At 59.1% G+C, this 19,756-nt stretch carries 17 protein-coding genes; 14 read left to right on the top strand and 3 right to left on the bottom strand.

Features of this window, described 5'->3' with window-relative positions:
* Positions 1-51 precede the first annotated feature (51 nt).
* The 13 genes from VN622_08665 to hisC all read left to right on the top strand — a co-directional run bounded on the left by VN622_08665 (position 52) and on the right by hisC (position 14,999).
* The gene (locus VN622_08665) at positions 52-951 is read left to right on the top strand and encodes a tetratricopeptide repeat protein (GenBank protein HWR35923.1); all 900 of its coding nucleotides are present in this window, start codon (positions 52-54) and stop codon (positions 949-951) included.
* 113 nt (positions 952-1,064) lie between these two features.
* Positions 1,065-1,877 carry a ribonuclease III gene (rnc, locus tag VN622_08670; protein HWR35924.1) on the top strand — a complete coding sequence of 271 codons (813 nt, stop codon included), beginning with the start codon at positions 1,065-1,067 and terminating at the stop codon, positions 1,875-1,877.
* Between the two features lie 74 nt (positions 1,878-1,951).
* Positions 1,952-2,770 (top strand): signal peptidase I, encoded by an 819-nt coding sequence (lepB, locus tag VN622_08675; GenBank protein HWR35925.1) that lies wholly within the window; start codon positions 1,952-1,954, stop codon positions 2,768-2,770.
* Positions 2,771-2,835: 65 nt separating this feature from the next.
* Positions 2,836-3,594: a signal peptidase I gene (gene lepB, locus VN622_08680; protein HWR35926.1), complete on the top strand. Its 759-nt coding sequence runs from the start codon at positions 2,836-2,838 to the stop codon at positions 3,592-3,594.
* Entirely contained in the window at positions 3,594-6,104 is a 2,511-nt protein-coding gene (locus VN622_08685; protein ID HWR35927.1) for an AsmA family protein, read from the top strand. The genes lepB (VN622_08680) and VN622_08685 overlap by 1 nt, the downstream gene beginning before the upstream one ends.
* Positions 6,101-6,706 (top strand): hypothetical protein, encoded by a 606-nt coding sequence (locus VN622_08690; protein HWR35928.1) that lies wholly within the window; start codon positions 6,101-6,103, stop codon positions 6,704-6,706. Before VN622_08685 ends, VN622_08690 begins: the two co-directional genes overlap by 4 nt.
* Positions 6,707-6,784: 78 nt before the next feature.
* Positions 6,785-7,594: an acyltransferase gene (locus VN622_08695; GenBank protein ID HWR35929.1), complete on the top strand. Its 810-nt coding sequence runs from the start codon at positions 6,785-6,787 to the stop codon at positions 7,592-7,594.
* Positions 7,595-7,839: 245 nt separating this feature from the next.
* Complete coding sequence (locus VN622_08700) at positions 7,840-8,517, top strand: site-2 protease family protein (protein ID HWR35930.1); 678 nt, start codon at positions 7,840-7,842, stop codon at positions 8,515-8,517.
* Positions 8,517-9,608 carry a tryptophan--tRNA ligase gene (trpS, locus tag VN622_08705; GenBank protein ID HWR35931.1) on the top strand — a complete coding sequence of 364 codons (1,092 nt, stop codon included), beginning with the start codon at positions 8,517-8,519 and terminating at the stop codon, positions 9,606-9,608. The genes VN622_08700 and trpS overlap by 1 nt, the downstream gene beginning before the upstream one ends.
* A gap of 5 nt (positions 9,609-9,613) precedes the next feature.
* Entirely contained in the window at positions 9,614-10,477 is an 864-nt protein-coding gene (locus tag VN622_08710; GenBank protein ID HWR35932.1) for a segregation/condensation protein A, read from the top strand.
* A 106-nt stretch (positions 10,478-10,583) separates the two neighbouring features.
* The gene (gene scpB, locus VN622_08715; GenBank protein ID HWR35933.1) at positions 10,584-11,837 is read left to right on the top strand and encodes an SMC-Scp complex subunit ScpB; all 1,254 of its coding nucleotides are present in this window, start codon (positions 10,584-10,586) and stop codon (positions 11,835-11,837) included.
* Positions 11,838-11,880: 43 nt separating this feature from the next.
* Positions 11,881-13,869, top strand: coding sequence for a pseudouridine synthase (locus VN622_08720; GenBank protein ID HWR35934.1), 1,989 nt, complete (start codon positions 11,881-11,883; stop codon positions 13,867-13,869).
* Positions 13,866-14,999 carry a histidinol-phosphate transaminase gene (gene hisC / locus VN622_08725; protein ID HWR35935.1) on the top strand — a complete coding sequence of 378 codons (1,134 nt, stop codon included), beginning with the start codon at positions 13,866-13,868 and terminating at the stop codon, positions 14,997-14,999. Before VN622_08720 ends, hisC begins: the two co-directional genes overlap by 4 nt.
* 57 nt (positions 15,000-15,056) lie before the next feature.
* Here hisC and VN622_08730 read toward each other — a convergent pair whose 3' ends face one another.
* The 3 genes from VN622_08730 to mutM all read right to left on the bottom strand — a co-directional run bounded on the left by VN622_08730 (position 15,057) and on the right by mutM (position 17,862).
* Complete coding sequence (locus VN622_08730) at positions 15,057-16,091, bottom strand: ROK family protein (protein HWR35936.1); 1,035 nt, start codon at positions 16,089-16,091, stop codon at positions 15,057-15,059.
* A gap of 49 nt (positions 16,092-16,140) precedes the next feature.
* Complete coding sequence (locus VN622_08735; protein ID HWR35937.1) at positions 16,141-16,923, bottom strand: energy transducer TonB; 783 nt, start codon at positions 16,921-16,923, stop codon at positions 16,141-16,143.
* Between the two features lie 108 nt (positions 16,924-17,031).
* Positions 17,032-17,862 (bottom strand): bifunctional DNA-formamidopyrimidine glycosylase/DNA-(apurinic or apyrimidinic site) lyase, encoded by an 831-nt coding sequence (gene mutM / locus VN622_08740; GenBank protein ID HWR35938.1) that lies wholly within the window; start codon positions 17,860-17,862, stop codon positions 17,032-17,034.
* 145 nt (positions 17,863-18,007) lie between these two features.
* On the opposite strand from mutM, the gene VN622_08745 reads away from it, so the two are divergent.
* Positions 18,008-19,672, top strand: coding sequence for a SulP family inorganic anion transporter (locus VN622_08745; GenBank protein ID HWR35939.1), 1,665 nt, complete (start codon positions 18,008-18,010; stop codon positions 19,670-19,672).
* Positions 19,673-19,756: the final 84 nt, after the last annotated feature.

Here is a 19,756-nt window from a genome sequence, read left to right on the forward strand (position 1 = left end):
ACCCGTGAACGGAGCACCGGGCCAACGGGCATCCGTGGAAGAGAGCACAGAATGAAGCGAGTCGTACTGGTAGCACTAACAATGGTTATGGCGGCCTCAACGGCGCTGGCGCAGAACAAGCCCGCCCAAGGAACAGCCCCGACACAGCAACCGGCCGCAGGTTCTCAGGCCCAACAGCCCGCAGGAACTCAAGCGCAGCCGAAGCAGCCGCAGGCTAAGACGACGGAAGAGTTCACAGCTTTCCAGACGGCAAACCAATCGAGCGATCCAGCCGCGGCGGAAACGTCTGCCGATGAGTTCGCCGCCAAGTATCCGGAGAGCGAACTGCGCAGCCTGTTGTATCAGCGGACAATGTCGCTGTACCAGCAGAACAACAACGCCGACAAGGTCATCGAGGTTGGACGGAAAGCACTCTCAATCGATCCTAACGAACCGGTCACGCTGATTTCGGTCGCCAATGTTCTGGCTGAGCGCACGCGCGAAACCGATCTCGACAAGAATGAACGACTCGCTGACGCGACGAAATTTGCGAATCGCGGCCTTGAAATGATTGAGAATATCCAGGCGCCCGCGGGTGTCACTCCCGAGCAGCTTGTCAATGCGAAGAACGAACTTCGCTCGGTTGCCCTGGGTACCCTGGGAATGGTGGCGTACACGAACAAGGACTACGCCGGAGCAGAAGCGCAGTTCCGCAAATCGATCGGCGCTTTCTCTGTGCAGCCCGATCCGACGATCCATCTGCGCCTGACGCTCTCCCTCGACAAGCAGCAGAAGTACGCTGAGGCCTTGACGGCCGCGAACAAGACGTTAGAGATTGCGCCGGCGGATTCTCAGGTGGCACAGCTTGCGAAACAGGAGAAGGAACGCCTTACGAAGCTGGTGAACGCCCCCGCCCCGAAACCTGCTGCGGCTCCGACCTCGCCGCAGCCGACGACGGTGCCCCCGAAGTAAGCTCGATTGCGCGACACTCGTTGCGCCGAAAAGGAAAGGACCCCGCGGCAGCACCACAGCGGCGCCAGAAGTGCTTTTGCACAGGCGCTACCCGCCGCGGGGTCATTGTGCTTATGATCCCATCACCTCTGCATATTTTGGAAACGTCGATTGGTCACCAGTTCATGCGCCGTGATCTGCTTGAGAGAGCACTCACGCATAGTTCGCACGCGCGTGAGAGCGAGACGCCGTCTTCGGGCGGCGCTGTTTCCGAGCGACACGGCGACAACGAACAACTCGAATTCCTGGGCGATGCCGTGCTGGGCTTCGTTGTAAGCCAGGAACTGTTTGGCCGTTTTCCCGATTACAACGAAGGTGAACTTTCCAAGATGAAGGCTTACCTGGTGAGTGCCCGCCACCTGGTGCGCGCGGCTCGCAGGATCGAACTTGGCAAGTACCTTCGTTTGGGACGCGGAGAAGAAAAGTCGGGCGGAAGGGCGAAGAATGCCCTGCTGGTGGACGCGCTGGAGGCACTGCTTGCGGCCCTGTTCCTTGATGCCGGTATCGACATGGCGCACAGCTTCATAGTGCGTGAAATCGTAGACCCCGAGTTGCATGCTTTGGAAAAGCACGGAGAACAGGTGCTGGCCGTTACGGACGACAAATCACGGCTACTGGAGATGACCCAGGCGCTCGGGCGTCCCCAGCCGTCGTATGTTGTGGTCAATGAAGAAGGTCCTGAGCATAGAAAGACCTTCACGGTGGAAGCGCGCATTTATCCACGTGAAGGCGTAGAACCGGAGTTCATCGGCCGCGGCGAAGGCTCGACCAAGAAGAAGGCGGAACAGGGCGCGGCCAAACAGGCACTGCGCTATCTTGTAGTACTCGATCAAGGACAGCGAGCATTGCAGCAGGATTTGCAGGAAGAGAAGACCAAAGCGAAGTGACCGCACCTGGCGAATTCGGACCCGAAACATATCCTGATCCTGAGCTGAACCCGCCTGAGTGTGCGCAGCCGCCAGTGGAAAGCACAGACGAGCCGCAGGCATTGGTTTCGCAAGGGAGCGCCGGACCGGCATACGCTCCGGCGACCGGCGCTGAACCGTCCGAGAGCGGCTGGATGGGTTCGCTGCAATCGCTTGCGATTACGGTTGTGATCGCCGTGTTCGTGATTACGTTCATCGTCCAGGCATTTCAGATTCCATCGGAATCGATGGAAGACACGCTGCTGATCGGCGACTATCTCCTGGTTGACAAGGCGCATTTTGGCCCCGCTGGCATCTGGGGTGGCCTACTGCCCTACCGCGACATCGGGCGCGGCGACATTGCGGTATTCCGTTATCCCATACACCCGTCACAGCACTTCGTGAAGCGCGTGATCGGCGTGCCTGGCGACCGCATCCGCCTTGTGAAGAAGCGCGTGTTCGTGAACGGCGTCGAACTCCGCGAACCGTACGTTAGCTACAAGACGCATAGCTTTGACGGCTATCGCGACAACTTCCCTACGGGCGAATATCTGACAGCGAGCGTTGAAGCGCACTGGTATCTACAGATGCGCAAGCTGGTGGAAGACGGCCAGCTCATCGTGCCCGAGGACTCCTACTTCGTTTTGGGCGACAATCGCGATGAGAGTCTCGACAGCCGGTACTGGGGTTTTGTGCCGCGCGAGAACGTAATTGGACGGCCTCTGGTCATCTATTGGTCGGTGCGCTCACGCGATGGTGACGAGGACGCTGCGCCCGATGGGTCGCAGGATGGTAAACTTGCTCGTTTCGGACAGGCACTCGAGCGCGTGTTCCACAATATGCGCTGGAACCGGACGTTCCGCCTCGTGCGGTGACCGCCCGGTCTTCGCGAAACCGCGGCAACGCCGTAGACAGCGCTTACCTGCAGGACAGCGACAACTTGCGAAAAGAAAAACAGAAGCAGGAAAAACCGAAAGAGACGACTTCGGAGTTCATAGCCTCCATGGCGGTCGTCCTCGTCATCGGTCTGTTCATAATCACATTCACACTGCAGGCATTCGAAATCCCATCCAGTTCGATGGAGAACACGCTGTTGATCGGCGACCACGTTTTCGTGGATCGGATGATGCTGGCGCCTAAGACGAACTGGGTTGGTCCCATGCTGCCTTACCGCAGCGTGCGGAGGGGAGACATCGTGGTATTCCTCTCCCCATCGGAACCTGGCCTTTACGTGGTAAAACGCGTTATCGGCGTACCTGGCGACCGCCTGCATCTGCGGGACGGCATTGTTTACCGGAATGGCGAACCGCAGAATGAGCCCTACGTCATTCACGACGGCAGCTATAACCCATACCGCGACAACTTCCCTTCCATTCCAGCTTCAGAGGCCGGATCGCTCACGCCGGAGTGGCACCTCGTACTCAGCTCGCATATTCAGAATGGCGAACTTGTGGTGCCTGAAGGCGGCTACTTCGCAATGGGCGACAACCGCGACGTGAGTTACGACAGCCGCTACTGGGGCTTTATCCCAAGGGAAAACGTGATTGGACGGCCGATGTTCATCTATTGGTCCTTCGAGACCCCAGCGGGTCAGTACCTGAAGCAAGGCATAGGTGAGCGCGTGGCGTTCCTGTTCAAGGTCGTAATCCACTTCTTCGACCAGACACGGTGGTCGCGAATGTTGCGGTTGGTGCACTGATGTCGCGACCTCGGGGCGGGCACGTAGCACTCGCAATCATCGTCGTTATCCTCCTTGGAATTTTTGTGCCACCATTCGTCAACGTGAACCGTTACCGGGTTCGCATTGCAGACGCGCTCAGTGGAGCGCTCGGCCGGCCCGTCACAGTCGAGCAGATAAGCTTGCGACTGCTACCGCAACCGGGCTTCGACATGCAGAACGTCGTTGTCGGCGATGATCCGGCGTTCAGCGCCGAACCGATGCTGACCGCAGAGGAAGTGACGGCCAACCTGCGCATAAGTTCCCTTTGGCGCGGACGGCTGGAAATCGCGCGTTTGAGCCTGAAGTATCCGAGCTTGAACCTGGTCTTTACGCCACAAGGGAAATTGAATCTGGAGTCGCTCCTGTGGCGCGCATCGCGCACCTCGGCTGCGCCTACGACGGCGAAGCCGCAGGGCAGAATCCGCTTCCCTTACATCGGAGTAGTCGGCGGACGGATCAACATCAAGTTTGGATTGGAGAAGCAGGTTTTTGCTCTGACCGATGCCGACTTCGCAATCTGGAGTCCATGGGAAGACGAGTGGCGCATGCGTCTGGAAGCTCATCCGATGCGCACCGACGTTGCCATCAATGACACGGGCACGCTGCGCGCCGAGGGCAGCTTCCACAGGGCAGAACTGCTGGCGAACATTCCGTTGAATGTGCGCTGGTCGCTTGAGCGCGGCCAGTTGGGCCAGATCACAAAACTGATTTACGGCCGTGACCGCGGCTGGCGCGGCACAGTCGCGATCAGCGGCACCGTAACCGGCGTAGCAGGGATTCCGAAGCTGGCATTCGATGCGGATCTCCAGGACTTCCGCCGATACGACATTGTTGGTGGCGAGCCGCTGCGGGTGCGAGCGCAATGTTCCGGCGATTATCAACACGGCAGAAAGGGTGAGGCCGGGGGTTATGGCTCGTGCCGCATACCGCTTGGCAGCGGAACCGTCGTGCTCGATACGATGCTCTTCCGTGATCACCCGGCCGAGTTCACGCTTGGCGCCAGGTTGGTGGACGTTCCGGCTGACGCGCTGGCCGCGCTGGCAAAACACGCAAAACGTGACCTCCCGCCCGACCTTACCGCCTCCGGAGTCGTAAACGGCACATTCAAGGTTTCGAGGCTGGCAACCGGCGCGAGCGAGTTTCGCGGCGATGGCCGTGCCTCTGCACTGGTGCTGAAGTCGAGTTTCCTTGAGAAGGACCTCGCCATCGGCAATGTTGATCTTGTCGCGATTACGCCTTCACGTAATGTCAAAGCGAGCGCGAAAGCCGCACTGGTTCAACCGCGACTTGATTTGCGTCCCTTCCCTGTTTCGCTGGGCGCAGCATCGCCAGTGGGTGCGGACGGATGGGTGAGCGCCAGTGGCTACGAGTTCACCATCCAGGGAGACACTGAAATCGCACGCCTGTTGCAAGCCGCCCGTGCGCTGGGCGTCGGCGTGCCACACTTCGGCCTGTACGGTAATGCAAAGGTGAATGTCGCCGTTGTCGGCGACTGGAAGGGATTTGTGCAGCCCACGGCTGTCGGCACGGCTCAGTTGCGTGCCGTGCGGGCGGAGGTGCCGGGTATCGCAAGTCCGGTTCAAATCGCCTCGGCAATGGCAACCCTTTCACAAAACGAAATCCGCCTCCAAAGCATCGTGGCCTCCGTCGACACCCTGAATATGACTGGAACGGCAACTGTGCCCCGCCATTGCGAAGGGGGCGAAAGTTGCGTAACGCGCTTCGATCTGCAAGCCGACGAACTGAGTGTCGCCAAACTGAACGACTTGCTGAACCCACGCTTGAAACGCCGGCCGTGGTATCGGTTCTTTGGACGCGAGACGGAAAACTCCATTCTTGCGGCCATCCAGGCCACAGGCCACATCGGTGCGAAACGCGCCTCCGTTGGGGCGGTGACCGCAACGCGTTTCAGTAGTGATTTCGCTTTGCAGAACGGGAAGGTACAGCTTCACAACCTGCAAGCCGATGCCCTCGGCGGACATCACGCCGGTGAGTGGCAGGCCGATTTCACAGGTTCGACTCCGAAATATGCAGGGCAGGGTACGCTGTCTCGCGCCTCGCTAGCCCAGGTTGCTGCATTGCGCAAAGAGACCTGGGGAACAGGCACACTCTCCACGCGGTACAAGGCACAGATGCAGGGCTGGACGGGTGAAGAACTGCTGCGCTCGCTTGCGGGCAATGGCGCGATCGAGTTGAACGACAGCACGCTGCGCCATGTGGCGCTCGACGGCAAGGGCACGCCGCTGCACATTCGCCGCTACAGCGCAAAATCGTCGCTGGAGAAGGGCACGCTGCGCCTGGAGCAAAGCAAATTGGAGACGGTTTCCGGCATCTATGAAGTGAGCGGCACAGCCTCTCTTGATCAAGCCCTTGAACTGCAGCTTACGCGAGCGGATGGAACCGCCTTCAAACTGACCGGTACGCTGGAAAAGCCGCAGGTGGCGACCGTGCCCGCGCCTCCGGCAGCCGAGGCATCTCTCAATCGATGAAGCATCTGGCGACGGCTGTACTCGTTCTTCTCACTGTCCTGAACATTGCAGCAGCTTCACAGCGCGCACCGCAGAACTCGGTAACGACGGCTGGCCACTCCGCCGAATACCTCAGCATGGAGCGAAAAGTCGAGAAGCTTAAGCACAACGCGGAGCAGTCGCAACCGGACTCGGCACCAACACAGCTCACGACCGCCGAGATAAACGCCTACATGAACGAAGGCGGCATTAACCTGCCAACGGGAGTGCAAGGCGTACGCTTCAGCAGCAAGCCGGCGGTAATCACAGCTGCATCGCGCATTGACTTCGACGCGCTCACGGCAGGGCGAAGTTCAATGAATCCGCTACTCTCGGTCTTTACTGGCGTGCATGATGTGATTGTCGTGGCTCAGGCGACCGGCGCAGGGGGCGAGGGCTCGGTGCGCGTCGAATCCATGAGCATCGATGGGCTAGAGGTACCTCGGGCGGCCATGCAGTTCTTCGTTGACCGCTACCTCAAGCCCAGGTACCCGCGCGTCGGACTGGACAGCCGCTTCCGTCTTCCGCTACGAATAGATACGGCCATCATTGGGACGGGTAGCGTAAGCTTGACGCAGAGATAGCACCTTAGAAAAATTGAACCTCCGCTGCCTAAGTTAGAATCTCTCTAAGCTGTCGTACCCTTCGCAGGTTCCCAACGGATGCCCAAATACGAATACCGTAACGTTGTTCCAACTCATGCCGCAGAAAACTCCTACCTGGAGTGGATCGCGCAGCTCGACCGTGAGTTCGCTAATCCCGGCCCCAATCACCGCAGCGTAGTCGTACGCGATGCCTTGCACGAGATTTATCTAGGGCGTCCGTACAAAGAAGTCACCTTAGCCGATTCGCTCGCTGAGCAGACGCTGCTTCACTCGTTCGATCCTCGCAACGCGACCCTTGAGCCTGAGTACTATGGCGATGTTGACGCGCAGAAATATGCCGAGCGCAAACCGCTGATCTGGTTCTGGATGATGTACGATCGTTCCCCGCTGGCTATCAATCACTGGCTCGGCTACCGCGTTCGCTACATGCTGGCAAAACACGTTCTGAAACATGTGGGCAAGAACGTCAAAATTTTCCACGGCGTTGAAATCTCGTTCGGCTACAACCTGACGATTGAGGACAATTGCGTCATCCATAAGTACGTTTTGCTCGACGATCGTGGCGAGATCATCATCCACGAAGGCTCCTCAATTTCTGATTACGCCAACATCTATTCGCACTCGCACGACCTGAACGATTCCATGATCGTGACCAATTCGTTGACGGAGATAGGCCCGCACGCTCGTGTGACATACCACTCCACGGTGCTGAGCGGCGTTCGCGTCGGCGAGCATGGGCTTGTGGGCTCGATGGGTGTAGCATCAAAAAACGTCGAGGACTTCCACATCGTTGGCGGCATTCCGGCTAAGACGCTGAAGGTTAAGTCGATCGCAGACTCCGAAATCGCCGGCAAACCTAACAAGTAAACGAGGTACAGTACCTGCTAACCGGGGCTGCGGCCCTGGTTTTCTATTGCACTGGAAGCAAGCTTTTTTTCAAAATGCACACGCGGGCGGCGCGACACCTGGCGGCACGATTCCTCTGGCTCAGCGTGGTACTATCGACAGGCAACCTGGAAGCGAAACCAAGCCTCGGACGCGCTCCTCAGCACGACTCGGCGCACGGTGGATTATTGTACTTCCGGCGAATCCGGCGGCAAACGAAGCCCAGAATGACACTGCAGCACGTCGATATTTTTTTTCAGATCGTAGCGTTTCTGTTTGCGATCAGCATTCATGAGTCAGCGCACGCGTGGATGGCCTCGCGCTGCGGCGACCCTACGGCTCGCATGTTAGGCCGTGTCACACTGAATCCGCTGCGGCATATAGATCCTATCGGGACAGTCGTACTCCCTGCGCTGGCCATGATTAGCGGCTTCCCGGTGATTGGATGGGCTAAACCGACGCCGGTCGATCCGCGCAATTTCAGGAATCCGGTGCGCGATGATGTTCTGACTTCTGTCGCCGGGCCGGTAAGCAACTTCATCGTCGTGCTCGGGTCTGTGGCAGCTCTGGCGGCGATCTCGCTTACATCGGCTTCGGGCAACGCAGTCGTAAAGAATCTCTCTTCTGGCTTCCTAACGGACGTTAACGGCCTGATGCCGTTGACCTTGATGGTTTACGAGTTCATGCAGATCAACATCCTGCTAGGGATTTTCAACTTGATCCCTGTGCCTCCGCTGGATGGAAGCCATGTGTTGCGCCATCTGTTGCCAGAGTCGATCCGGAACGCGTACGACCGCGTAGGCATGCTGGGCATCATCGTGCTGATGCTCTTTGGCGGGCGCTTCCTTGGGAAGTTGCTGTTCCCTGTTGTTAGTTTTTTCAATGCCATTTTGGCGAAACTGTAATGTCGGATACTCACGTGAATGATTTGAAGCCGCGCGTCCTGAGTGGAATACGCCCGACGGGCAAACTGCACCTTGGCCACTATGTTGGCGCTTTGCGCAATTGGGTGCGTTTGCAAGAAAACTACGACTGCTTCTTTTTCGCCGCCGACTGGCATGCGCTGACGACGGACTACGCCGACACTTCTGGCGTGAAGCAGAGCACGATTGAGATCGTGATCGATTGGCTCGCGGCCGGACTCGATCCCGAAAAGTGCACCATGTTCATCCAGTCGCATGTTCCACAGCACGCCGAATTGCACCTGATGTTCTCGATGGTGACGCCACTCGGATGGCTGGAGCGCGTTCCGACGTATAAAGAACAACGCGAGAATCTGAAAGAAAAAGACCTCGGCACGTACGGCTTCCTGGGATACCCGTTGCTGATGTCGGCGGACATTCTCCTGTACCGCGCGGCCTATGTTCCGGTCGGCGAAGACCAGGTGCCGCACGTGGAACTGACGCGTGAAGTCGCTCGCAGGTTCAACCAGTTTTTCCCGAAACAAGATGGCGTGCCGGAAGAGAAGAGAGTTTACGTATTTCCCGAGCCGAAACCGCTGTTGACGCCCACCCCAAAGCTGCCCGGCACGGATGGCCGCAAGATGTCGAAATCTTACGGCAACTTCATTTCGCTCAGCGATCCTGAGCCCGTGGTCCGGCAGAAGCTGAAGACGATGGTCACAGATCCTGCGCGCGTGCGCCGCACCGATCCTGGCAATCCGGATGTGTGTCCCGTAGGCGATCTGCACAAGATATTCAGCGACCAGGAAACGCTCGCATGGGTGGACGTGGGGTGCCGCACCGCTGGCATCGGCTGCATTGAATGCAAGAGCCGCGCCGCCGATCATCTGCTGAAGGTGCTGAACCCTATGCAGGAGCGACGCCGGCCTTTCGAGCAGAACCCGAAGCTGGCGTGGGACATTCTGGAGGCAGGTTCGGCAAAGGCGCGCGAAGCCGCCGCTGAAACCATGGAGCATGTTCGCGAAGCCATGCAGCTCTCGCATCAGTACGAGGCACCCAAGGCCGAAGCCAACAAAGCAGAGGGAGCGAAGTAGGCCTGATGAGCGACTCGCCCAAGACGCACCCGGCAAACGAGCCGCAGCAGTCAGCAAAGGTGGCTGCAACACCTGCTTCCGCGAACAAAGATTCGCAGGATGAGTCGCCCTTTTCCGTCAGCGTGGGCCTGCTCTATGATGGCCCGCTCGACCTTCTGCTCGACCTCGTTCGCAAGCAGAACATCGACATCTACGACATACCCATTGCGCAGATCACGGCGCAATACCTCGCTTACGTCGAACACATCAAGCAGATCGACGTGGATGTGGCGGCCGAATTCATCTACATGGCGTCGCTGCTCATCCACATAAAATCGAAGATGCTGCTGCCTCGCGATCCTGACGCGCTCGCAGGAGAGGACGATCCGCGCACGGAACTGGTAAACAGGCTGCTGGAGCACGAGCGCTTCAAAAGCGCGGCGCAGATGCTGATGCAGAAGCAGCAGATTGAAGAAGCCGTCCTGACGAATCCGGCGCTGAGAGAGTTCAAGGATGCCGAGGGTACGGAACCTGAGTTGGCGGCAGATGTCATCGACCTGGTGAAGACGTTCCAGAAGATTATCGAGCGGGCCAAGGAGCGTCCACAGTACAACGTGGACGAAGAAAGCGTCAGCGTTGGACAGATGATCGAGTACGTGCGACGTCGATTGATGGTGGAAGATCGCCCCATCAGGCTCAGGCTGTTGCTGCGCAACGTGCAGACGCGGCAGGCACTGATCTGCTCATTTCTCGCGATCCTGGAACTTATACGCCTGCAGGCGGTTTTGGCTCGGCAAGACGACGTTTTCGGCGACATCGTGCTGAAGAAGCACACCAATTTCGATAGCGTGCTGGGAGAAACCAGCACGGTGCACGACGACTGGCGTTAGGCCGCTTCAGCCGCGGGACATTCTGCGAGATGACAAGCCAAAGCGCACCGTTACTGACATCCAAGTTAGCGAAGTCGAGTTAACGACAGAGAAGGTTCACAGGCGAATGGGACTGAAAGCAAAAGTCGAGGCGATCATCTACGCGGCCGAAGAGCCGATCACGCTGGAACAGATTTCGGTGCTCGTTCGAGACATGGTCCTGGCCGACATGGTCTTGGCCGAACAGTCTTCTGACCAGGCACGCGTGGCGGACACGCCATCCGAATCCGTCACTGAGCAGGAAGCGCTGCTGCCAGAGACCACCTCTCCGGCTGAAGAGCCGAACGCGGACGAAGTTGCCGCAGACGTGGTCAGCGCCTCCGTGATTGTGGTGCAAAGCACGGAGTCAGCAGCCGAGCCCAGTGTTGATGAATTGTCTCCGATCGAGAACGCAAGCGTTGTTGCGCCCGAGCAGACACGGGGTAAGAAGAAGAAATCCGATGCTCCGAAGAAAGAACCGACTGAAGATGCCCGCGTAAGGGCCCGCCTACGCGCCATCATCGAAGAGCTTATCTCGGATTACGATCGCGAAGAACGTGGGATTGAAATTCGCCAGGTTGCAGGCGGATATCGCATGGCAACCAAACCTGAGCATCACGACGTGGTGCGCGCTTTCGCTAAGAGCCTGAAGCCTCCGGTGCGCCTGTCAATGGCTGCGCTGGAGACGCTTGCGGTGATTGCCTATAAGCAGCCCGTCACGGTCCCCGAGATCAGCGAAATCCGCGGGGTGGAATCCGGCGGCGTTATTGGAACGCTGCTCGACCGCAAGCTCGTTACAACGGCTGGGCGAAAGCAGGTTATCGGACGCCCAATCCTGTACAAAACCAGCAAGGAATTCCTGCTGCGTTTCGGACTAAACGAGCTCGCCGAACTGCCCAGCATGGAAGAATTCGAAAAGATCGCGGCCGACGGTCAGGGCGATCTGTTCCCCAAACAGGAGCCGACGGCGACTTCCATCGATACGCCCGAAGCAGCAGTCCCTGCACTCGTACCTGGCGCTGAAGCAGATGCGGATGAGGTAAGAGCGGGCGCACCGGATGCAGCGGAGCAGAGTGAGGCTTCAGGCGACGCTGATCTGAGCGCGGAAGCGGGAGAAACGGCCGCAGTCGAGCGACTCACGACCGAACAGGATACCGAACAGGTTGAAGATATCCAGGCCGCTGAGCCAGCACAGCCCGAAGCAATGGAAGGCAAACCGGACAGCATAGGCGAGGCTCAAGCTGCGAAAGCCACTCAGTCCGAAGCAGTGGAAGACGAGCCAACCTCGGAAAAGTCAAAGGCCGAAGAAGATTTGAAGGCCGACGCAGTTCGTAGTGAGTAGCCTGTTACCGTAATGGTTCGCTTGCCTGTATCATGGAAGTTGCATGGCTCTCGAACGATTGCAAAAGATCCTTGCGGCCGCTGGCGTGGCATCTCGCCGCAAGGCAGAAGAGCTCATTACCGCCGGCCGCATCACCGTTAACGGAACAACCGTCACCGAACTTGGCAGCAAGGCCGATCCCGACAGCGACCACATACGCGTCGATGACAAGCCTCTGAAGGATGCCGAGCGCCCGGTTTACATCCTGCTCAACAAGCCAAAAGGGTACGTGACTACGGTCACCGATCCCGAAGGCCGTCCCACGGTCATGGAGTTCGTGCGCGCCATCCCTGAGCGAGTCTTCCCTGTTGGACGCCTCGACTTCCTGAGCGAAGGTCTGCTGCTACTGACCAACGATGGCGACTTGATGCAGCGCCTCACGAAGGCCTCATCGCACGTTCCCAAGACCTACATGGTCAAGGTGAGCGGCGAACCCAAAGAAGAAGACATCGACAAGCTGCGCGCGGGCATTGTGCTGCCTCCCGAGCCCTCTCGCGCCGGAACTTTCGGCGGGACGCTGCCGGGCATGAAGCGTCGTTCGGAGACCGTGAAGACGCAGCCTGCCCGGATCGAACTGGCCAAGGCACAGGAAAATCCCTGGTACGAAGTGACTTTGCTCGAAGGCCGCAATCGCCAGATCCGCCGTATGTTCGAGCAGATTGGCCACCACGTCGAGAAGATCAAACGAGTGCGCTACGGAACCCTTGAGCTGGACGTGGAGCCGGGCGAGTTCCGCATCTTGTCGCCGGTGGAAGTGGTCCGTTTGAAGAGCTCGATTGGCAAGCCGGTGAGCCTGGCTCCCTCGCGGCCACGCCGCAGCGAACCTCGCAATGCAGAATCTCGTGCACCTGAAACTCGCGTTCCTGAACAAGGACGTACGGAAGCGCCCCGCGGCCCTGCGCGAGAGCGTCCCGGCAGACGCGAGGGAAGGCCGAGCAGTCGCGGCCCTCAACGCGGGCGTCCAGCGCGAACCGAGCGCGAACCGAGAGAATCCGGCATTCGCCACTTCGACAGCGAAGGTAAAGTGCAGCCTGAAGTGCCGACCGAACGACCGCGCCGTACAGAGCGTCCGACGGGGCGCAATGACCGCGAGCGCCGTCCCAGTACAGGTGGATTCAAGTCGGCCGGGTTCAAATCTGGAGGGTTCAAATCTGGCGGGTTCAAGTCGAAGCCCGGCGGCTTCGGTTTCCGCGAGAGCCGTGGACCAAACATGGCAGGCTCCGTTGATCGCCCGAACAGGCCGAGTGCAGGGTTTGGCGAGCGACCGAGCAGACCAAGAAGTACAAGCTTTAATGATCGTCCGGACCGTCCCAAGACTGGCGGGTTCGGTGATCGTCCGAGTCGTGGCCCCAAGCCAGGCGGGTTCAAGAGCAGTGGCTTTGGCGGCGGAAATCGTCGGCCTGATGATCGTCGGTCAAAGACGGGTAGTTTCGGTGATCGTCCGAGTCGTGGGCCGAAACCGGAAGGCTTCGCGGCTCGTCCGAGCCGTGGGCCGGGTGGATTCAAGAGCGGCGGTTTCGGTGATCGCGAGAGCAGCGGCCCAAGAGCTGGCGGAATTGGTGATCGTCCGGGTCGACCGTCGACTAAATCGAAGTCGGGTGGATTCGGTGCGCGTCCGAGCCGTGACCCCGCTGAGGGCGGGTTTGGCGGCGAGAATCGCGGACCTAAGCCAGGCGGCTTCGGTGGTCGTCCAAAAACAGGCAGCTTCGGGAGAAGGCCGAAGACGGGAAGCTTTGGCAGAGCAAAGAGCGGTGGCTTCGGTGGAAGAACGAAGACTGGCGCTGAAGGCGGCGAGAGTCGTGAACCCCGGACCGGTGGTTTCGGTGGTAGATCCACAACCGGCGGGTTCGGCAGCAAGCGTAAGACCGGCGGGTTCGGTGGTAGACCGAAATCTGGCGAGTTTGGCAGCAGCAAAAGTCGCAGCCCTAAACCCGGCGGACGACCCGGCGGTTTCGGTGGATCTAAGAAGAAATTTCCGAAGAGGGATCGATGAGCAAATTCGAAGAACTCGTGCCGGAACGCATCAAGGCGTTGGGTGGATACGCGCCCGGCAAACCGCTTAAGCAGGCTGAAGCCGAGAGCGGCATCAAGTGCATCAAGCTAGCCTCGAACGAGAACCCGTACGGCCCTTCGCCGTTGGCGGTACAGGCGATGAAAGCGGCCGCCGAGGGCATTCATCTCTATCCTGACAACGACGCCGCAGAGCTGAAGGCGCGCCTGTCGGAGCTGAACGGCTTGAAGCCCGAGCAAGTTCTGATTACTGCCGGGTCCACGGCGTTCCTCGATATTATCGCTCGTACGCTGCTCGGTCCGGGGCTGAACGCCATCTCCAGTGAGCGCTCGTTCATCGTGTATCCGATCGTAACGCGGGGTGCTGGCGGCGAGTTCCGCCAAGTTCCCATGAAGAACGACACGTTCGATCTGGATGCAATTGCAGAGGCGATCGACAGCAACACCCGCGTCATCTTCTTTCCTAATCCGAATAATCCTACCGGGACAATGGTCCCGGCCGGCGACGTCGACCGCTTCATTGCACGCGTGCCTGATCACGTCATTGTCGTGCTGGACGAAGCTTATTACGATTTTGCGCAATACTTCGCACGGCAGCGCGGGGTTGACTACTCCCATGCCCTCGACTATGTGCGCGAGGAGCGAAATGTAGTGGTGCTGCGTACGTTCTCAAAAGCTCATGGGCTTGCAGGCGTTCGCGTTGCCTATGGCTTTGGGCCTGCGGAACTGATGGGGTACTTCGCGCGCGTGCGCACGGCGTTCATGATTTCCTCGGTTGGTGAAGCGGGGGCAATGGCGGCGCTCAACGACGAAGCGCACCTTCAAAAGGCGTTGGACAACAATGCTGCGGGCCAGAAGTGGTTGATGGCGAAGTTCGAAGGCATGGGATACAAACCGGTCGAGAGCTGGGCCAACTTCATCTACTGCGACATGGGCGAGGACTCGGCGGCACTTACGAGGCGCTTGCAAGAGGAAGGCGTCATTGTTCGCCCCCTCAGCGGTCCTTGGGGCGCTCGCACCGCGATTCGTGTGACGGTTGGCACTCCGGAAGAGAATGAGAAATTCGTAAAGGCACTTAAGAAAGTCACGGCAGGCGCTGTAGTCAACCAATAGCTTCTGCGTTTGCCGTATGGAAGGCCGCGAGCAGATCGCGGCCTTTTTGTTTTCGGTCTAAACAGTGCGCCGATGCAGGTGCCGGGCTCGCTCAGCGGGTAGCAGAGGGATGCGCGCCGCACCGAATAGTCCGGCATCGCTGCCCAGCAACGCTCGCGTGATGACGGTCGTTTTCCGGTCGGGGAATCCAGCAGCCTCCGCCAGGTCGGGCGCGGTCGCGGCGTAAACAAACGAGCGCCGGCGCACCTCCTCCATCATCTTTGGCGCGAAGGCGTCCCATGCCGAGGACACGCCTCCGCCAACAACAAACATCGGCAGGTTGAGCGCGTTCACAAAATCAGCGATGACGATTCCGAGCGCTTGTCCAACACGGTGGAAAATCTCCTGTGCTGGACGGTCTCCCTGGATCGCCATCTGGTACACCCTGCGAGCGTCTAATATCTTGTCTTCACTTTCGGTGGCGTGCGCCAACTCAGGAGCCGTACCGGCGGCTATGGCCTCGCGCGCCATTCGTACGATGGCGGTGGCAGAAGCATATTGCTCCACGCAGCCGAGGTTACCGCAACCGCACTGCCGCCCATCGGGCTGCACGGTGATGTGCCCAAGTTCGCCGGCCATACCGTTCATTCCGTGCCAGATCATGCCATCGAGCACGATGCCGCCGCCCACGCCCGTACCCAGGGTCAACATGCACATGCTTCCGAAGTCGCGCGCTGCGCCAAGCCACTGCTCGCCAAGAGCCGCTGCATTCGCGTCATTCTCCAAGAAGACCTGCGTGCCCAATCTACGCTCGATTTCGCTATGAACGGGGTAGTCGCTCCAGCCCGGCAGGTTTGGAGATTCACGCAACATGCCGGTGCTCATGTCGATGATTCCCGGCACCCCGATTCCGATTCCAGCCAACTCGGCTGTTCCTCTGAGTTTTTCCGAAACTTGAGTGATCGCATCCGTCATGTCACCGATGACGTGGTCGCGTCCTTTGGCCACCTGTGTTCCGGTCGTGAGTTTTTCTAGGAGCGTACCCTGCTCATCCACGGCTGCAATGCGCAGATTTGTACCGCCCAGATCGACACCTATCGCAAATGAACGCATAGGAAGATTCTAGTTGCGCCAAGGAGAAACATTCAATTTCCGATGACAATTAATCGGTTTCTGGACTGAATGTGACGGTGAGCGTCGTTACTCGGGATGCGTTCCTGCGGACCGGCGGATCATAACGTTGCGACTTCACAATTTTGATCGCAGGCTCAAACAGCTCTGCCGGACCTCGCAGTATTGCCAGCTCCTCCGCGGCGCCATTCGTGCCTATCGTTGCCTCCAGTACGACCGCACCGCGCAGGTTGCGATACTCATCCAGCGACAACGATTTCACGACCTGGGGATGCGGGGCAGATGGCGATGCATAACCGAATCGCAGCGGTGCGTCCGGCAAAGCGTGCGGGATGATGATCGCCGGCACCTGGCTGGGCTTCAGCGGGATCTTGCGTCCACTTGAATCCATGGCGCTGGCGACGAACGGGGTCTCCGAGAGCGCATGGCCATCTACAATTTCGACGTTGTAGGAGGCAGCGAGTGCAGCTGGTTGCGTGCGCTGCGAAGGCGCGCGACCGCGCGATTTGTGCCTGGTCGGGACATCTTTCTTCTCGGCCTTTTGCTCGTCTTGTTCTTCGGCAGAGGCGGAATTGAACGTACCGCTCATTTTCCCCACGGTTTGCACCAGGGCTTTAACGTCCATCCGCCGGACGAGCAAATATCCAGTGGCAGCGACACCGATTGCACAGATGAATATCAGCGTCCAGATGGTGATCGGAACCCTTGCTTTCGGCTCCGGCGATGCCTCCAGGTATGTGCTGACGGATTCGCGAAGGCGCGACAGTTCATCTTCCGGATTCGAAGCCTGGCTGAAAGGATGATCTGAGTTCACTACACACCTCCGGGGCAAAGACGAGCAACCGATCGGGTTGCGAAGCGAAGAACGTACCCGGCGATGGGATGCGCAAGCAGATTAGGGAGTTGCTGCTGGTATTCGAAGCTATCGCTGGCAGCGAGGACAGTAGTGACTGCTTCGCCCGGCGATGACGAAGCGCTTAATAGGGGTGCCGCAGACAAGGCAAGGCTTGTTCTCCCGCTGATAGACACGGTGCTGAAACTGGAAGGAGCCGGCATCTCCGGTCGCGTCGACGTAGTCGGAGATGGAGGAACCCCCGGCGGCGATCGCCTCTGCGAGGACCTGCTGGATGGCGTCGTACAAGCGGAGCAGATCTGCCCGGGTGAGCGAGGCGGCGCGGCGGCGAGGGCGGATGCCAGCCCGGAAGAGCGACTCGTCCGCATAGATATTGCCGATTCCGCTCAGTAGCTTCTGGTTGAGCAGGGCGGACTTGATGGGCGTCTTGCGTCGATGGAACAAGCGCCGGAATTCTTCACGGTCGGCACCGATGGGCTCAGCTCCAGGAGCCTCGAATCCTCCGGCAGCCACAACCTGCAACTTTCCAAACATGCGAGGATCGACATAACGCAACTCTTTGCCGGAGGCGAGCGTGGCGATGAGGTGCGTGTGCTTTACGAGTTCGGCCTGGGGCTCTGCGATGATTATGCGCCCGGTCATTCCCAGGTGCACGATCCACTGCCCGCGAAGTAGATACTCTCCGCTGTGCGGCTCGGATTCGGCGAGGTCGATTGCAATGTGCTTGCCCACCCGCCGAACGAGGCGGATACGCGCGCCTTCCAGCATGGCGGCAATTTCCTGCGCGGGAGACTTCAACACCTGCGCGCGCCCGCTTAACCAGACAGACTCGATGACGTCACCAGCCACGCGCTTCTGCAAACCGTTCGCGATGGTCTCCACTTCGGGCAGTTCTGGCATTTCTGCCAGTTTAACGCAGCGCGCGCATGGTCGTGGCCGACAGACGCAAGACCATTGAGTGCACTGCGAACGATCTAAAGGGATCACCTCACATACACAGTTGAGGTTGGAAGGGTAAGATCATCCAGAGTTCCCGCTTAAGACTATGGAATCTTGGCTTCCCAAATCGCTGCTCTGTCTCTCTAACTATTCTCGAAAAGACTTCTTCGCTGACCTACTTGCGGGCGTAACCGTAGGAATGGTCGCGTTGCCACTGGCGATGGCTTTCGCTATCGCGTCGGGACTCTCGCCGCAGTCGGGCATCTATTGCGCGGTGGTCACCGGGTTTATCATCTCGGCGTTCGGTGGCTCGCGCGTACAGATCGGTGGCCCGACCGGCGCTTTCGTCGTGGTAATCGCTGCAATCGTGGCGCGCCACGGTGTCGATGGCCTGTTCATGTGCACCATGATGGCCGGCGTTTTGCTGCTGGCGATGGGAGTGACCGGGCTGGGCTCGGCCGTAAAATTCATCCCGCGTCCGGTCGTGCTCGGATTCACCAACGGCATTGCGGTGCTCATCGCGAGCACGCAGATCAAGGACTTCTTCGGCCTGCAGGTCGAGCACGTTCCTAGCGAATTCATCAAGCGTATTCGCGAACTTGCGTTGCAGGGCTCTACGGCATCGTGGCAAGCCACCGTGCTTGCGATTTCGGCAGTGGCCATCATTCTGCTGTGCTCCAGGTTCATGAAGCGCGTCCCCGGATACATCGTTGTGCTGGTGCTCGGCACCGCTGCGGTCGTTGTATTTCGCCTCCCGGTGGAGACGATTGGCTCGCGTTTCGGAGGGATACCTTCCGGCATGCCGCACTTGAAAGTCCCGCAGTTCCGGCCCGACCTGATGCTGACGCTCATCTCGCCGGCTGTGACGATTGCTATGCTGGGCGCGATCGAGTCGCTGATGTCAGCCGTGGTCGCGGACCGAATGAGTGGCGATCGCCATAATCCGAATGTGGAATTGATGGCGCAAGGCATTGCGAATATTGCCTCCCCCATTTTCGGAGGCTTGCCTGCGACGGGCGCGATTGCCCGCACGGCCACGAACGTCCGCTCCGGGGCGCGTACGCCTGTGGCCGGCATCGTTCATGCGCTGACCCTCGTTTTGATCCTGCTCTTTGCCGCACCGCTGGCACGGTTCATCCCGCTCGCGGTGCTTGCAGCAATTCTGCTGGTGGTCGCCTACAACATGGGTGAGTGGGGCGAAACCGCAAAGCTGCTCAAACTCTCGCGCTACGATATCGCCGTATGGGTGGTCACCTTCGGTTTGACCGTGGTTGCTGACCTAACGGTTGCTGTCGAGTTCGGCATGATCCTGGCCGCGCTGCTGTTCATCCGCAAAGTGACGGAAACGACCACGGTGACAGAAGTCACCGAGGAGTACGTAGAGAATGCCCGGCCGCACATTCTTCAGGACAAAGATATCCCCGCGCACGTCAGCATTTTCCGCATCCACGGGCCATTCCTCTTCGGCGCGACGGAAAAGCTGGCGATAGTAAGCGACAGCATTCCGGACCTGCCGCACGTGGTCATCCTGCGCCTTCGCAATATGACAGCGCTGGATGCCACGGGCCTGCACGAGATCGCAGAACTAGCCGACCGCCTGCACGCATCGGGGCGCGTGCTGATCCTGTGTGGCGCGCGGCAGCAGCCGGCGGCGCTTATGCGGAAGGCGGAATTCGCGGAAAAAATCGGACGCAAGAACATATGCTTCAGCATCGAGCAGGCACTCGCTCGCGCCAGGGATTTCGAGCACCAAGGCATTTATGAAGCGTAGCGTCTGATTCCGGCGCATTCGGTTTGCCGTGCATGTGCCACTCACGGTAAAATCGCATGTACACAGCCGTCCAGGAAACTTCCC

The sequence above is a fragment of the Clostridia bacterium genome, assembly GCA_035561135.1.
Lineage (GTDB): Bacteria > Acidobacteriota > Terriglobia > Terriglobales > Acidobacteriaceae > DATMYA01.